The following is a 15460-nucleotide window of genomic DNA, read 5'->3' as shown; positions in this document are numbered from 1 at the left end:
CGGTGGCGGCGGGTACGTTTTCTGGCATGGAAACGCGGACAGGGGCGCACATCGTCTGGGACTGGAACGGCACGCTGTTCCACGACAACGACGCCATCATCGGGGCGACGAACGCGGCGTTCGCCGAGTTCGGGCTGACGCCGATCACGCTCGAGCAGTACCGGGCGCTGTACTGCGTGCCGGTGCCGAAGTTCTACGAACGGCTGATGGGGCGGCTGCCCACGGACGCCGAGTGGGAGGTCATGGACGCGACCTTCCACCGGTACTACACCGAGCACCGGGTGCGGTGCGGGCTCACCGAGGGCGTGACCGAGCTGCTCGCCAGGTGGCGGTCGGCGGGGCGCAGCCAGTCGATCCTCAGCATGTACGGGCACGAGGAGCTCGTTCCGTTGGTGAGGGGGCTCGGGATCGAGGCGCACTTCCTGCGCGTCGACGGGCGGACGGGGCCCTCCGGGGGCAGCAAGGCCGAGCACATGGTGCGGCATCTCGCGGCGCTGGGCTCGGTGGTGGAGCCCGCTCGTACGGTGGTGATCGGGGATGCCGCGGATGATGCGGTGGCCGCGCGGCATGCGGGGGCGTGGGCGGTGCTGTACACCGGGGGGTCGCACAGTCGGGCCAGTCTGGTGGGGGCGGGGGTGCCGGTGGTGGACACGTTGGGGGAGGCCGTGGCGGAGGCGGAGCGGTTGGTGGCGGCGGCGTAGGTCTTTGGGCGGGGGCCGGGGGCGGGGTGCCCTCGAGTGAGGGGCGTCCGGCGTGGGCGCTGGCCGGGGGTGGGTCGCGTGGCCCGGCGCCGGCGGGTGCCTCCCCCGCTCTTGGCTGCGCTCGCGCGGGGGGACCCCCATGAGCGGGGGGACCCCCACCGCGCACCCGTGCCAGGCCGTTCAGGCACCGGGGAGGCACGACTGCCCGCAGCTGCGACCGGTGTGGTCCGGCGGTGGCCGGCTGCGGCTGTGGGGTGGTGTACCAGCGGTTGGGGACGTCATGACTGTGCAGAATGTCCAAGTTCTTGGCTCTGTTTTGTACACATGCGGCTCGTGACGGATGACCTGTCGGGGGCGATAGCCTTGTGGCGTGATCAGCGCGATAGCTCGCGGGGGCACCGGCGCCCCTGCTCTGCGCCCGGCGAGCACGGACCACATCCGTGACCGGGCGGCGGTCGCTGGTTTTCGCGGGCGGGACGGGGCATCGAAGGTCCCCGGTTCGGCGCCGCGCACTCCCCGGGCAGTGACCGCGAGAGCGACATCACACCCGGCGGGCGCGTCGACATTGGCTGATTTGCCCCCGCTCCTCTCACCTTGCGGCATAGCGTCGGAACAGACCGGACACCCCGCGTCTCGATGCCACGCCGGAAGGCCGGAGACCGTACTTCCTTCTACGTCACGCAACGGCGCGCGACAGGAGCCAGAGGACAATGCAGACCAAGCTGGACGAAGCCAAGGCCGAGCTGCTCGAGAGGGCCGCGCGGGTAGCTGAGAACAGCCCGGTCGGGGGGCACCTACCGACTGGGACGACGGACGAGGGCACTCCGGACACCCCCCCGGGGACCCCGGGCACCCCGGACTACGCGTCCGTGTTCGCGTTCCTTCGGCGCTACTACCGGCACACCGCCCCGGAGGACCTGGCCGACCGCGACCCGGTCGACATCTTCGGTGCCGCCGTCTCGCACTACCGGCTGGCCGAGAACCGTCCGCAGGGCACCGCGAACGTGCGGGTCCACACCCCGACGGTGGAGGAGAACGGCTGGACGTGCAGCCACTCCGTCGTGGAGGTGGTCACGGACGACATGCCCTTCCTCGTCGACTCCGTGACCAACGAGCTGACCCGCCAGGGCCGCGGCATCCACGTCGTCGTCCACCCGCAGTTCGTGGTCCGTCGCGACGTCACCGGCAAGCTCGTCGAGGTCCTCGCCGGCCCGCCCACCGACGGCCTCCCGCACGACGCGCACGTCGAGTCCTGGATCCACGTCGAGATCGACCGCGAGACCGACCGCGGCGACCTGAAGCAGATCACCGCCGACCTGCTGCGCGTCCTCAACGACGTCCGCGAGACCGTCGAGGACTGGGGCAAGATGCGCGACGCGGCCGTCCGCATCGCGGAGGGGCTGCCGGACGAGCCCGCCCCCGGCGACCTGAGCCGGCAGGAGGTGGAGGAGGCCCGCGAGCTGCTGCGCTGGCTGGCGGACGACCACTTCACCTTCCTGGGCTACCGCGAGTATCAGCTGCGCGGCGACGACTCCCTCGCGGCCGTGGCCGGCACCGGCCTCGGCATCCTGCGCTCCGACCCGCACCACGCGACCGACGAGAGCCACCCCGTCAGCCCGTCCTTCGAGCGGCTGCCCGCCGACGCCCGCGCCAAGGCCCGCGAGCACCGGCTGCTCGTGCTGACCAAGGCCAACAGCCGGGCCACCGTGCACCGGCCGTCCTACCTGGACTACATCGGCGTCAAGAAGTTCGACGAGCAGGGCAACGTCGTCGGTGAGCGGCGCTTCCTCGGCCTGTTCTCGTCCGCCGCCTACACCGAGTCCGTCCGTCGCGTCCCGGTCATCCGGCGCAAGGTGGAGGAGGTGCTGGACCGGGCCGGGTTCTCACCCAACAGCCACGACGGCCGGGACCTGCTCCAGATCCTGGAGACGTACCCGCGCGACGAGATGTTCCAGATGCCGGTCGAGGAGCTGGAGCCGATCGTCACCTCCGTGCTCTACCTCCAGGAGCGCCGCCGGCTGCGGCTCTACCTGCGCCAGGACGAGTACGGCCGCTACTACTCGGCCCTCGTCTACCTCCCCCGCGACCGCTACACCACCGGTGTCCGGCTGCGGATCATCGACATCCTCAAGGAGGAGCTCGGCGGCACCAGCGTCGACTTCACGGCCTGGAACACCGAGTCGATCCTGTCCCGGCTGCACTTCGTGGTCCGCGTGCCGCAGGGCACCGAGCTGCCGGAGCTGTCCGACGCCGACAAGGAGCGCATCGAGGCCCGCCTCGTCGAGGCCGCCCGCTCCTGGGCCGACGGCTTCGCCGAGGCGCTGACCGCCGAGTTCGGCGAGGAGCGCTCCGCGGAGCTCATGCGCCGCTACGGGGCGGCCTTCCCCGAGGGCTACAAGGCCGACCACGGCCCGCGCTCCGCGGTCGCCGACCTCGGTCACCTGGAGCGGCTCGACGAGGACCGGACGTTCGCGCTGAGCCTGTACGAGCCGGTGGGCGCCGTGCCCGAGGAACGCCGGTTCAAGATCTTCCAGAAGGGCGGCTCGGTCTCCCTCTCGCAGGTGCTCCCGGTGCTCAGCCGGCTCGGCGTCGAGGTCACCGACGAGCGCCCGTACGAGCTGCGCTGCGCGGACCGCACGACGGCCTGGATCTACGACTTCGGTCTGCGCATGCCGAAGGCCGCCGCCGGCGAGTACCTCGGCGACGACGCGCGCGAGCGGTTCCAGAACGCCTTCGCCGCCACCTGGACCGGCCAGGCGGAGAACGACGGCTTCAACGCCCTCGTGCTCAGCGCCGGGCTGACCTGGCGGCAGGCCATGGTGCTGCGCGCGTACGCCAAGTACCTGCGGCAGGCGGGCTCCACCTTCAGCCAGGACTACATGGAGGACACCCTCCGCAACAACGTCCACACCACCCGCCTGCTCGTCTCCCTGTTCGAGGCGCGGATGTCGCCGGAGCGGCAGCGCGCCGGGCTCGAGATCGTGGACGCCCTGCTCGAAGAGCTCGACGCGGCCCTCGACCAGGTGGCGTCGCTCGACGAGGACCGGATCCTGCGTTCCTTCCTCACCGTCATCAAGGCGACGCTGCGGACGAACTTCTTCCAGAAGACGAGCGGCGGAGAGCCGCACGACTACGTCTCCATGAAGTTCGACCCGCAGGCCATCCCGGACCTGCCCGCGCCGCGCCCGGCGTTCGAGATCTGGGTGTACTCGCCGCGCGTCGAGGGCGTGCACCTGCGGTTCGGCAAGGTCGCGCGCGGCGGTCTGCGCTGGTCCGACCGCCGGGAGGACTTCCGCACCGAGATCCTGGGCCTGGTCAAGGCGCAGATGGTGAAGAACACCGTCATCGTGCCGGTCGGCGCCAAGGGCGGCTTCGTCGCCAAGCAGCTGCCCGACCCGAACGCGGACCGCGACGCCTGGCTGGCCGAGGGCATCGCCAGCTACCGGACGTTCATCTCGGCGCTGCTCGACATCACCGACAACATGGTGGCCGGCGAGATCGTGCACCCGGCGGACGTCGTCCGGCACGACGAGGACGACACCTACCTCGTCGTCGCCGCCGACAAGGGCACCGCGAAGTTCTCGGACATCGCCAACGAGGTCGCCGAGTCCTACAACTTCTGGCTCGGCGACGCCTTCGCCTCCGGCGGCTCGGCCGGCTACGACCACAAGGGCATGGGCATCACCGCCCGGGGCGCCTGGGAGTCCGTCAAGCGGCACTTCCGGGAGCTGGGCGTGGACACCCAGAGCCAGGACTTCACGGTCGTCGGCATCGGCGACATGTCCGGTGACGTGTTCGGCAACGGCATGCTGCTCAGCGAGCACATCCGCCTGGTCGCCGCCTTCGACCACCGGCACATCTTCATCGACCCGACGCCGGACGCGGCCGTCTCGTACGCCGAGCGGCGCCGCCTGTTCGACCTGCCGCGCTCGTCGTGGGAGGACTACAACACCGAGCTGCTCTCGGCCGGCGGCGGCATCTTCCCGCGCACGGCCAAGTCGATCCCGGTCAACGCGCACATCCGCGAGGCCCTCGGCATCGAGGCCGGCATCACCAAGATGACCCCGGCCGAGCTGATGAAGGCGATCCTCACCTCCCCGGTGGACCTGCTGTGGAACGGCGGCATCGGTACGTACGTCAAGGCGTCCACCGAGTCCAACGGCGACGTCGGCGACAAGGCCAACGACCCCATCCGCGTCGACGGCGGCGACCTGCGGGTCCAGGTCGTCGGCGAGGGCGGCAACCTCGGCCTGACCCAGCTGGGCCGGATCGAGTTCGCCCGCAAGGGCGGCAAGATCAACACGGACGCCATCGACAACAGCGCGGGCGTGGACACCTCCGACCACGAGGTGAACATCAAGATCCTGCTGAACGGTCTCGTCAAGGACGGCGACATGACCGTCAAGCAGCGCAACAAGCTGCTCGCCGAGATGACCGACGAGGTCGGCGCGCTGGTCCTGCGCAACAACTACGCGCAGAACACGGCCATCGCCAACGCGCTCGCCCAGTCCAACGACATGCTCAACGCCCAGCAGCGCTTCATGCGCCACCTGGTGCGCGAGGGCAGCCTGGACCGGGCCCTGGAGTTCCTGCCCACCGACCGCCAGATCCGTGAGCGCCTGAACGCCGGGCAGGGCCTGACCGGCCCGGAGACCGCCGTCCTGCTGGCGTACACGAAGATCACGGTCGCCGAGGAGCTGCTGCACACCTCGCTGCCGGACGACCCGTACCTCAAGGGCCTGCTGCACGCGTACTTCCCGACGGCGCTGCGCGAGCAGTTCCTCGACCAGATCGACAGCCACCCGCTGCGCCGTGAGATCACGACGACGGTCCTGGTCAACGACACGGTCAACACGGGCGGTACGACGTATCTGCACCGGATGCGCGAGGAGACCGGCGCGTCGCTGGAGGAGATCGTGCGGGCGCAGACCGCGGCCCGCGCGATCTTCCGCGCCTCCCCGGTGTGGGACGCGGTGGAGGCCCTGGACACCAAGGTCGAGGCCGCCGTCCAGACCCGCATCCGGCTGCACTCGCGCCGGCTGGTCGAGCGCGGCACCCGCTGGCTGCTCAACAACCGGCCGCAGCCGCTGGAGCTCGCCGAGACGGTGGACTTCTTCGCCGAGCGCGTCGGGCAGGTCTGGGCGCAGCTGCCCAAGCTGCTGCGGGGCGCGGACGCGGAGTGGTACCAGCACATCTACGACGAGCTGACCGCCTCCGGTGTCCCGGACGAGCCGGCCACCCGGGTGGCCGGGTTCTCCTCGGCCTTCCCGACGCTGGACATCGTCTCGGTGGCCGACCGCATGGGCAAGGAGCCGCTGGACGTCGCCGAGGTGTACTACGACGTCGCCGACCGGCTGGGCATCACCCAGCTGATGGACCGGATCAGCGACCTGCCCCGCGCCGACCGCTGGCAGTCCATGGCCCGCGCGGCGATCCGCGAGGACCTGTACGCGGCGCACGCGGCGCTCACCGCGGACGTCCTGGCGGCGGGCAACGGCACGTCGACGCCCGAGCAGCGGTTCAAGCTGTGGGAGCAGAAGAACGCGGCGATCCTCGGCCGGGCCCGCACCACGCTGGAGGAGATCAAGGGCTCGGACGCCTTCGACCTCTCCAACCTGTCGGTGGCGATGCGGACGATGCGGACGCTGCTACGGACGCACTCGTGACGGCGTAGCCGTGCGGGAGACCGCGTAATGCCGTGAAGGCGCCCTGGGTCCGTTCGGACCCGGGGCGCCTTCGTGTCGGACAGGCCCTAGCGGGCGGTGAACTTCTCGTACTCCTTCAGCACCTCGTCCGTCGGCCCGTCCAGGCGCAGCTCGCCCCGTTCCAGCCACAGCACCCGGTCACAGGTGTCGCGGATCGACTTGTTGCTGTGGCTGACCAGGAACACCGTGCCGGCGTGCTTGCGCAGCTCGCGGATGCGTTCCTCGGAGCGCTTCTGGAAGGAGCGGTCGCCGGTGGCGAGGGCCTCGTCGACGAGGAGGACGTCGTGGTCCTTGGCGGCGGCGATGGAGAAGCGCAGCCGGGCCGCCATGCCGGAGGAGTAGGTGCGCATCGGCAGGGTGATGAAGTCGCCCTTGTCGTTGATGCCGGAGAAGTCGACGATTTCCTGGTACCGCTCCTTGATCTGGGGACGGGTCATGCCCATCGCCAAGCCGCCGAGGTACACGTTGCGCTCGCCGGTGAGGTCGTTCATCAGGGCCGCGTTGACACCGAGCAGGGAGGGCTGGCCGTCCGTGAAGATGCGGCCGTTCTCCACGGGGAGGAGGCCCGCGACCGCCTTGAGCAGGGTGGACTTGCCGGAGCCGTTGGTGCCGATGAGCCCGATCGCCTCGCCGCGGTACGCCACGAAGGACACGTTCTTCACCGCGTGCACCCGGCGCACGCCCGCGGCCTTCTCGGCCTTGCCGCGCCGCACGATGCGGTTGAGGGCGGCCGTCGCGGAGCCCCGTCCGGCGCCGGTGCCGTTGACCCGGTAGACGATGTCGACGCCGTCGGCGACGACGGTGGGGACGCGCTCGTCCGTCCGCTGGGGGGTGCCGGTGTTGTCAGCCACGACCGTAGGTCTCCTCGGCCTTCCAGAAGTAGATGAAGCCGCCGATCCCGGCGACCACTGCCCAGCCCACCGCGAGCGCCCAGACGTGGGGCGGCAGGTGGCTCCCGTCGAAGCTGTCGATCAGGGCGAAGCGCATCAGGTCGATGTAGACGACGGCGGGGTTGAGCTGGAGCGCCGTGCCGACCCAGGACGGCAGGCCGCTGTCCGGGCCGGTCATGTGGTCGATGCTGAACATCACGCCCGAGCCGTACATCCAGGTGCGCAGCAGGAACGGCATCAGCTGGGCGATGTCGGGGAACTTGGCGCCCAGCCGGGCCATGACCAGCGACACCCCCGCGTTGAACACGAACTGGAGCACGAGGACCGGCACCGTGAGCACCCAGGAGACGCCGGGCGGCACGCCGAAGGCGAGCAGGATGACGGCCAGGGCGGCCATCGAGAACAGCAGCTGCTGGAGCTGCTGGAGGCAGAAGGAGACCGGCAGCGAGGCCCGCGGGAAGTGCAGGGCCCGCACCAGGCCGAGGTTGCCGGAGATGGCCCGGGTGCCCGCCATGAGCGAGCTCTGCGTGAACGTCCACACGAACACGCCCGTGACCAGGAACGGGACGTAGTCCTCCACGCCGCGCTTGGTGTTCATCAGCACGCCGAAGATGAAGTAGTACACCGCCGCGTTCAGCAACGGCGTCATCACCTGCCACAGCTGGCCCAGCTTGGCCTGGCTGTACTGGGCCGTGAGCTTGGCGGTGGCGAAGGCGCCGATGAAATGCCGGCGCGCCCACAACTGGCGGACGTACTCGGGCAGGGAGGGCCGGGCGCCGCTGACCGACAGACCGTGGCGGGCGGCGAGGGCCGCGAGGTCGTGGGGTGCGGTGGGGGCGGCCGGGCCGGCCGGTGTCGGAGGCGGTGTGTCGAGGACCTGGCTCACATCCGCTGCTTTCGCTCGGGGGAGGGGTGACGGAGGCGACTCCCGGTGTTTCCCGGTGGGACGCCGACCGTTCGCTTACGTCGGGACGGCACCGTATCGTCGTGACGTGAGCGTAGGCCCGGGTGGCGTCGGAACGCAACCGTTTCGTCGTGACGCCCCTATGCTTGGCTCGTATGACGACCAACGCCGATGCCGACGCCGTCGCCGACGAGCCGCAGCCGCGCCCGCGCCGGGCCCCCGCCGGGGCGGCCGTGCTGCGCGAGGACGTGACGGAGGCCATCCGGGCGGCCGTCTTCGAGGAGCTCGCGGCGGTCGGCTACGCGCGGATGTCCATCGAGGGGATCGCGCGCCGTGCGGGGGTCGGCAAGACGGCGGTGTACCGGCGCTGGCGCTCCAAGCTGCACCTGGTGCTCGACATCGTGTCGGCGCTCGCGGTGCAGGGGCTGCCCGCGCCGGAGACCGGGTCCCTGGAGGGGGATCTGCGGCTGCTGTACGAGGTGACGTCCCGTGCCCTGCGGCATCCGGTGGCCTCGCAGGTCATTCCGGACCTCCAGGCGGAGGCGGCGCGCAATCCGGACATCGCGGAGGCGTTGCAGAAGACGGTGCGGGAGGGGCAGGACGGGGTCGCCAGCAAGATTCTGGCGGCGGCGGTGGAGCGGGGGGAGCTGGGTGCGGGGGTCGACGCGGATCTGGCGCTGGATCTGATCTCGGGGCCGCTGTACTGGCGGTCGGTGGTCGTGCGGGGCGGGAAGTTGCCCAAGGGGTATCTGGGGGCGTTGGCGCGGGCCACGGCGGAGGGGCTCAAGGCGTTGTGAGGCGGCGCGTCTGCCCCCGGGGCGTCTGACCTCGGCGGGGGCGTTGGGGACGGGTGGGTCCGCAGCCCGGCGTCGCGGGGTGCCTCCCCCCGCTCTCGGCTTCTCCCCCACGCTCGGCTGCGCTCGCGCGGGGGGACCCCCATGAGAGGGGGCCCCACCGCCCACCCGTGCTGTCCCTGGGGATACCTCCTGGGCCGTTCAGGCGCTGGGGGAGGCCCGAGTGCCCGCAGCTACGGCGGGTGAGCACTGCTGAGGTTGCCGGGGCAGGGTCAGTTTGTGGCTGCTTCCGGGGCGTACGTGTCCAATGCCGTCGTCAGGCGGTCGAGGCGGGAGCGCAGGTCCTGGATCTCCGTGAGGTCCAGGCCGGTCGCCGCGGCGATCCGGCGTGGCACCTCGGCGGCCCGCTCGCGCAGCGCGACGCCCTCCTCCGTCAGCCGCACCCGCACCGACCGCTCGTCCCGCGCGCTGCGCTCCCGGTGGACCAGGCCGGCCGCCTCCAGCCGCTTGAGCAGGGGTGACAGCGTGCCCGAGTCCAGCCGCAGATGTTCGCCGAGCTTCTTGACCGGCAGCTCGCCGTGCTCCCACAGCACCAGCATCACCAGGTACTGCGGATACGTGAGCCCCAGCTCCTTGAGCAGCACCCGGTACACGCCGCCGAAGGCGCGCGAGGCCGCGTTCAGGGAGAAGCAGATCTGCTGGTCGAGGCGGAGCCAGTCCGTCGCGGGCGGGGGCGGGGGCGGTGGCGTGGTCATGGGTCCAGGGTAGCTTTGGAGGCCAGTAAGTTGTGCACAACTTAATTGTGTGCTCTACTTCAGTCGTCGGAACGCTTCAGCTCTCAGAGGGACGGGATTTCCATGGACGCGCTCTACACCGCCGCCGCCACCGCCACCCACGGCCGTGACGGCCGCGCCGTCAGCTCCGACGGCAAGCTGGACCTCGCCCTCAGCGCCCCCGTCGAGATGGGCGGCGACGGGCAGGGCACCAACCCGGAGCAGCTGTTCGCCGCCGGGTACGCCGCCTGCTTCGGCAGCGCCCTCGGCCTCGTCGGCCGGCAGGCCAAGGTCGACGTCAGCGACGCCGCGGTGACCGCCGAGGTCGGCATCGGCAAGCAGGGCCAGGGCTTCGGGCTCGCCGTCACCCTCCGCGTCGAGCTGCCCGAGGGCGTGGACGAGGAGACCGGCCGCAAGCTGGTCGAGCAGGCCCACCAGGTCTGCCCCTACTCCAACGCCACCCGCGGCAACATCGAGGTCGAGCTCGTCATCGAGTAGGCACCGGAGCCCGGGTCATCCCCCGACCCGCGCCAGCACCTCCCCCGTCCGCTCGCTCCACGCCATCACCACCGCCTCCTCGGGCACCGGGTGCCAGCGCGTCAGCAGCAACCAGCGGACGTGGTAGCGGCGCACGACGGCGGCGCGCACGGCGCGGGTCGAGCCGGGGGCGAGATACGCCTTCACATCGGCCACGCGCCGCCTGCGCTCCCGCTCGTCCAGCGACGGGTCCGGCCAGGCGGGCGCCGCGAGGTTCGGCCCGTACCCGGCGATGGCGTGCGCGGCGTGGTAGCCATCGGTGATCACGACCTCGCCGGGCCCGATGTGCCGGGCCGCCCACGCGTAGGTCGGCCAGTCGGGCGGCTGCTCGAAGCCGACCGGGTCCAGCGGGCGCGGCACCACCGCCCCCGCCTGGACCGTGAGGAACCCCAGCAGGGCCCCCGCGGCCACCACCGTGCCGAGCAGCCGCCGCCACCGCCCCCACGGCCGGGGAGCCGCCAGCTCGATCGCCGCCGCGAACTGCAGCGGCACCAGCGTGAGCCCGAGAATCCGGCCGTAGGTGTAGTGGCCGCTCAGCCAGCCGTAGGCCACCACCGCGCAGTCCAGCGCGAACATCAGCACCAGCGGATCCCGCGCCGAGCGGCGTCCGCGCAGCCACAGCGCCGGCAGCCCGAGCAGTGCCAGCCAGAACTCCCCGGGCAGGTCCAGGTACAGGACCCGGTGCATGCCGTCCACGCTGTCGTCACCGGCCAGCGCGAAGACGTCGAAGTACGGCCAGCAGGCCGCCGACAGCAGCGCCACCGCCCCCGTCAGCGCCCACCGCCCGATGACCGCGCCGTGCCGGCCCCGCTGCCACCCGGCCACCAGCGCGACGCCGCCCAGTGCCGCCGCCACCGCCGTGATCGGGTGCACCAGCAGGATCAGCCCGTACAGGACGCCCAGTCCCGCGTAGCCGCCGAAGCCGCGCAGCCCGCTGGGCCCCACGTACCGCACCCGGCGCGCGTCGCGGGCCAGCGTTCCCGTCAGCGCCCAGGCCCAGAAGGTGAGGCCGATCGCGAACGCCGACGGATAGCCGAGGTTGCCGGTCATCGACATCAGCCCCAGGTAGCCGCTCCACCAGGCCCGGTCGGTGCCCCACAGCAGCGTCATCGCGCCCAGCGCCAGCACGGGCGCCCACGGCCGCGGGCTCAGTACCCGCACGAAGCGGCCCAGTCCGGTCAGCAGCACCACCAGGTTCAGCGGTCCGGCGAGCCGCACCACCTCCCAGCCGCCCAGCCCCGCGAACCGGGCGAACAGGCCCTGCGCCACCGCGTACGGCGAGTAGTAGGCGCTGCCCGTGCCCGGCAGGTCGGCCATCGGGTGACGCGGACGGAGGAGGTCGGCCTTCAGGCGTTCCACCACCGCCGCGTGCTGGCCGGCGTCGCAGCACAGCGGCACCCGCCAGTACGCCAGCGACATCACCAGGAAGAACAGGAAGCCGGCGGCCTGGAACGGGGTGGGGCGCCAGGAGCGGCCGCCGCGCAGCGCCGTCGCGCCGCGCACGGTCCGCCGGGCGAGGGCGCCGGCGCTCACTGGAGGACGGGAAAGGGGGACATCCGGGGCATTTGCCGTATGTTCCCGCCGACGTCAACGGCTTGACGTCACTTCACCTCAACGGGTGAGCGCCGGGTTCAGCTGACCGCCCGCTCCCGGTCGGCGTGTCCCTGCGCGGGCAGGGCCACCCGGCCCCGCAGCACCGGCTCCAGCAGCAGCGGGACGCCCACCACCGGCAGCAGCCAGGCCAGCACGATCAGCCGCTCGCCCCAGATGTTGATGTCCGGGTGCGCGGCCTGGGTGAGGACGCCGGTGAACGCCGCCGCGACCACGAAGACGCCGACCGCGCGCCCCCGCCGCAACGCGCCCCACGCCCCGGCGCCCAGGGCCGCGACGAACAGCGGCTCCCACGCCTGCCGGCGCAGCCACTCCACCCAGAAGTTGCCCTGCAACTGCCAGAACTCCGGCCACGGATCCTCCCGGTCCGGCCGCGCGAAGTGGCCGGTGAGCAGGTCCTGGAGGCTGTCGGACTCGGACGGGTAGTGCAGCAGCCGGGCCAGCGTCATCGTGACCAGCGCCCCGGCCAGGCCGACGGCCGCGAGCGCCAGCACGTCCCGGCCCGGGGGCCGGCCCCGTCGGCGCCGCCGCAGCGCGATGGCGGCGCCGGCCGCCGCCAGACACACCCCCAGGAACAGCGCCTGGGAGTGCTTGACGGCGAACAGCGCGAGCAGCGACCCGGCGACCAGGGCGAGACCCGCCCGCTCGCGCCCCGCCCGCAGCACCAGTGCACAGCCCCACACCACCGCCAGCGTCAGCGCCATCAGCAGCCCCTCGGTCATCGGGCGCACGGCGGTCGTGCCGCTCGGCAGCACGTAGTACAGGGCCTGCCCGGTCAGCGCGAGCGGCAGCGGCACGGACAGCGCCCGCAGGATCAGGAAGGCGAGGACGCCGCCCGCGCACGCGATGACCACGCCCGCCGCCCACAGCCCCCACGTCACCCCCAGCGTGGTGACGAACGGGACCAGGAACACCGGATAGCCGGGCCGCACCTCGAAGATCCGCATGAAGCGCTCCGGCATGTACGGCACGGTGTGCCCGCCGGTCTGCCCGGCCGCCAGCCGCGGCTCCACCTGCCCCCACTCCCGCTCCCGGCAGTCCGCCACGACCCGGTCGGTGGGGTCGGGGCGGTGGAAGCGGACCACGTGCACGCCCTGGTCGCGGCGGGCCACCGACGCCTGGCTCGCGCACACGTAGTCGATGGTGGCCGCCGCCGCCCCGCGCTTGCTCTCGCCGGACAGGCTCAGGGCGTACGCCAGGTAGTTCTTGGTGTCGGGCGTGTCCCGGCCGGTGACGTTCGCGAGCTGGAGCACGGCGAACACCGCGGCCAGGGCCAGTACCCAGGTGCGCGGCCTCACGAGGAGGTCAGCAGGTCGCGGTCGTCGGCGGGGACGGCACGGGCCGCGGGGACGGTACGGGCCGCGGGGACGGTGACCGCGGGAGCCGGTGCCGGCATCACCTCTCCCAGCATCAGCGTCCGCACGACCCGCTCGGCGGCCCGCCCGTCGTCGTACTCGCCGAACCGCGCCCGGAACGCGGACCGCAGCCGCGCCGACTCCTCGTCCCGCCACGCCCCCGACTCCAGCAGCCACGCCAGCTCCCGGTAGGAGCGCGCCACATGGCCCGGCGCGTCCGCGGTGATGTCGAAGTAGGCGCCGCGGCTCGCCGCGTAGGCACCCCAGTCGTCGGCGTGGACGACGATCGGCCGGTCCAGGAGCGCGTAGTCGAACATCAGGGCGGAGTAGTCGGTGATCAGCAGGTCGGAGGCGAGCATCACGTCCTCGACGTGCGGTTCGTCCGTCGCGTCGACGACCACGCCCCGCCGGTGCAGCTCGGACAGGCCCATGCCGCGGGCGTGCCCGGTGGCGAGCGAGGGATGCAGCCGGACCACCAGGGTGTGGTCCTCGCCGAGGTCGGCGGCGAGGCGGGCCAGGTCGATCCGGTCGACGTGCCCGCCCCGCCGGTAGTCGCGGCGGGTCGGCGCGTACAGCACCACCGTGTGGCCCTCGGGCACACCGAGCCGTTCGCGCACCCGGCGGCCGTGCTCGGGACCGGCGCCGACCAGGACGTCGTTGCGCGGACTGCCGGTCCGCACGGACGTGAAGTGGCACGGGTACGCCCGCTCCCACACCAGCTCCGAGTGCCGGTTGGCGACCAGGCTGTAGTCCCAGCGGTCGGCGCGGCGCAGCATCTGCGGCACGTCCAGGCCGTGCCGGGCACCCGGCTTGTCCAGCAGGTCGGCGCCCATGAACTTGAGCGGGGTGCCCTGGTGGGTGTGGATGTGGACGCTGCCGGGGCGCTTGGCCAGCGAGCCGGGCCAGTTGACGTTGTTGACGAAGTACGTGGCCCGCTCGGTCACCCGGCGGTAGGCCGAGCTGCCCAGGAGCACGTGCTCCGTGCCCGGCGGCAGCAGCCTGGCGTCCTCCTCGTCGCGCACCACCCACACTCCGCGCAGGTGCGGCGCGATCTCGCGGGCCTTGTGGTAGACCGCCGCGGGGTCGCCGAGGACGCCCCGGTGGGAGAACGCCGAGTACACGGCGAGGTGCGGGTCCAGGGGGCGGCGGGTGTTCACCGCGGAGCGGACCCGGCCCAGGCGCCCGGCGGCCGCGCCGCCCGCCTGCCGCGTCCGCCGCACCAGTTCCCGGGCCGCCCGCCCGGACTGCCGCCGCAGCCGGTACGCCGTGTAGCCCCGCTCCAGCACCCGCAGCCCGGGCGGGACCGGGGCACCCTCCGGCCGGTGGGCGCGGAACATCTCGGCGGTGCGACGGAAGAACTCGGCCTTGTCGGAGGGGGGCAGCCGGTCCGGCTTGGACAGGATGTCCAGGCAGTGTTCGCCCATCTTGGCGTGCAGGAACGGCCGCCAGCCGGCCAGCTCGGGCCGGGCGTCGACGAACGCGAAGACCCGCTCGTACTGCTCGTGGATGTCGAAGTGCTTGCGGCTGGTGGTGGACAGGATGTTGCCGCTGCGCCGCTGCCGGTAGTTCAGGCAGATGCGGTCCAGCGCGGCGATCCGCCCGGCGCTGAACATCACCGGGAACGTCCAGGGCGTGTCCTCGTAGTAGCCCGGCGGGAAGGTGAAGCCCTCCCGCTCGGTGAAGTCGCGCCGGTAGACCTTGTTCCACACCACCATCAGCAGCTCGAGGATCTCCGGGTGCTCGGCGGCCGTGAAGGTGCCGCTGCCGGCCTCCGCGAGGACCCGGGCGAGGACGTTGCGCCGGGTGCCGCCCCACCAGTAGGTGCGCGCGTAGTCGAAGACCAGGACGTCCGGGTCGTCCGCCTCCGCGAGCCGGTCGGCCATCGCCCGCAGGGCGCCCGGGGTGAGGGTGTCGTCGCTGTCCAGGAAGAACAGGTAGTCGCCGGTGGCGTGCGGCATCCCGGCGTTGCGGGCCCGGCCGAGGCCGACGTTCTCCTCCAGGTGCAGCACGCGCAGCCGGTCGTCGCGGGCCGCGTACTCGTCGAGGATCGCGCCGCAGCCGTCCGGCGAGCAGTCGTTCACGGCGATCACCTCGATGTCCCGGTAGGACTGGTCCAGGACCGAGTCGAGGCACTCGCGCAGGAAGCCCTGCACCTTGAAGCAGGGGATGATGACGCTGAAGCGGGGCACT

General features: G+C 72.2%; 10 protein-coding genes. 4 read left to right on the top strand and 6 right to left on the bottom strand.

The features are described 5' to 3' along the window. The first annotated feature begins 26 nt into the window (after positions 1–26). Both ACIRG6_RS04960 and ACIRG6_RS04955 read left to right on the top strand, forming a co-directional pair. Positions 27–701 carry an HAD family hydrolase gene (locus ACIRG6_RS04960; protein ID WP_403320729.1) on the top strand — a complete coding sequence of 225 codons (675 nt, stop codon included), beginning with the start codon at positions 27–29 and terminating at the stop codon, positions 699–701. Positions 702–1411: 710 nt separating this feature from the next. Then, positions 1412–6367 (top strand): NAD-glutamate dehydrogenase, encoded by a 4956-nt coding sequence (locus tag ACIRG6_RS04955; protein ID WP_364675012.1) that lies wholly within the window; start codon positions 1412–1414, stop codon positions 6365–6367. 86 nt (positions 6368–6453) lie between these two features. Here the strand turns inward: ACIRG6_RS04955 and ACIRG6_RS04950 are convergent, their stop codons facing one another. Both ACIRG6_RS04950 and ACIRG6_RS04945 read right to left on the bottom strand, forming a co-directional pair. After that, entirely contained in the window at positions 6454–7257 is an 804-nt protein-coding gene (locus ACIRG6_RS04950) for an ABC transporter ATP-binding protein (protein ID WP_318213083.1), read from the bottom strand. After that, positions 7250–8182, bottom strand: coding sequence for an ABC transporter permease (locus ACIRG6_RS04945; protein ID WP_364675009.1), 933 nt, complete (start codon positions 8180–8182; stop codon positions 7250–7252). Before ACIRG6_RS04945 ends, ACIRG6_RS04950 begins: the two co-directional genes overlap by 8 nt. A 173-nt stretch (positions 8183–8355) precedes the next feature. On the opposite strand from ACIRG6_RS04945, the gene ACIRG6_RS04940 reads away from it, so the two are divergent. Then, positions 8356–8997, top strand: a complete 642-nt coding sequence (locus ACIRG6_RS04940; protein ID WP_364675006.1) for a TetR/AcrR family transcriptional regulator — start codon at positions 8356–8358, stop codon at positions 8995–8997. A 269-nt stretch (positions 8998–9266) separates the two neighbouring features. On the opposite strand, the gene ACIRG6_RS04935 is transcribed toward ACIRG6_RS04940, so the two are convergent. After that, positions 9267–9749, bottom strand: a complete 483-nt coding sequence (locus ACIRG6_RS04935) for a MarR family winged helix-turn-helix transcriptional regulator (protein WP_381691150.1) — start codon at positions 9747–9749, stop codon at positions 9267–9269. A gap of 102 nt (positions 9750–9851) precedes the next feature. Between ACIRG6_RS04935 and ACIRG6_RS04930 the strand changes: the two genes are divergently transcribed. Continuing rightward, positions 9852–10265 carry an organic hydroperoxide resistance protein gene (locus tag ACIRG6_RS04930; protein WP_189231054.1) on the top strand — a complete coding sequence of 138 codons (414 nt, stop codon included), beginning with the start codon at positions 9852–9854 and terminating at the stop codon, positions 10263–10265. 15 nt (positions 10266–10280) lie between these two features. Here the strand turns inward: ACIRG6_RS04930 and ACIRG6_RS04925 are convergent, their stop codons facing one another. The 3 genes from ACIRG6_RS04925 to ACIRG6_RS04915 form a co-directional block, all read right to left on the bottom strand. After that, positions 10281–11837 carry a hypothetical protein gene (locus ACIRG6_RS04925; protein ID WP_403320726.1) on the bottom strand — a complete coding sequence of 519 codons (1557 nt, stop codon included), beginning with the start codon at positions 11835–11837 and terminating at the stop codon, positions 10281–10283. 98 nt (positions 11838–11935) lie between these two features. Then, the gene (locus tag ACIRG6_RS04920; protein ID WP_364674996.1) at positions 11936–13213 is read right to left on the bottom strand and encodes a hypothetical protein; all 1278 of its coding nucleotides are present in this window, start codon (positions 13211–13213) and stop codon (positions 11936–11938) included. Further along, positions 13210–15459 carry a bifunctional glycosyltransferase/CDP-glycerol:glycerophosphate glycerophosphotransferase gene (locus ACIRG6_RS04915; protein ID WP_365022758.1) on the bottom strand — a complete coding sequence of 750 codons (2250 nt, stop codon included), beginning with the start codon at positions 15457–15459 and terminating at the stop codon, positions 13210–13212. The genes ACIRG6_RS04920 and ACIRG6_RS04915 overlap by 4 nt, the downstream gene beginning before the upstream one ends. Between the last annotated feature and the right edge of the window lies 1 nt (position 15460).

This window comes from Streptomyces flaveolus (assembly GCF_044765825.1).
Taxonomy (GTDB): Bacteria; Actinomycetota; Actinomycetes; order Streptomycetales; family Streptomycetaceae; genus Streptomyces; species Streptomyces flaveolus.
The sequence above is the reverse complement of the archived record's forward strand: the minus strand, read 5'-3'. Positions and strand labels throughout refer to the sequence as shown.

What these genes read in the sequence shown, in the direction of transcription:
- ACIRG6_RS04960 (WP_403320729.1), top strand. Translation starts at nt 27, where the DNA reads ATGGAAACGCGGACAGGGGCGCACATCGTCTGGGACTGGAACGGCACG.
- ACIRG6_RS04955 (WP_364675012.1), top strand. Translation starts at nt 1,412, where the DNA reads ATGCAGACCAAGCTGGACGAAGCCAAGGCCGAGCTGCTCGAGAGGGCC.
- ACIRG6_RS04940 (WP_364675006.1), top strand. Translation starts at nt 8,356, where the DNA reads ATGACGACCAACGCCGATGCCGACGCCGTCGCCGACGAGCCGCAGCCG.
- ACIRG6_RS04935 (WP_381691150.1), bottom strand. Translation starts at nt 9,749, where the DNA reads ATGACCACGCCACCGCCCCCGCCCCCGCCCGCGACGGACTGGCTCCGC.
- ACIRG6_RS04930 (WP_189231054.1), top strand. Translation starts at nt 9,852, where the DNA reads ATGGACGCGCTCTACACCGCCGCCGCCACCGCCACCCACGGCCGTGAC.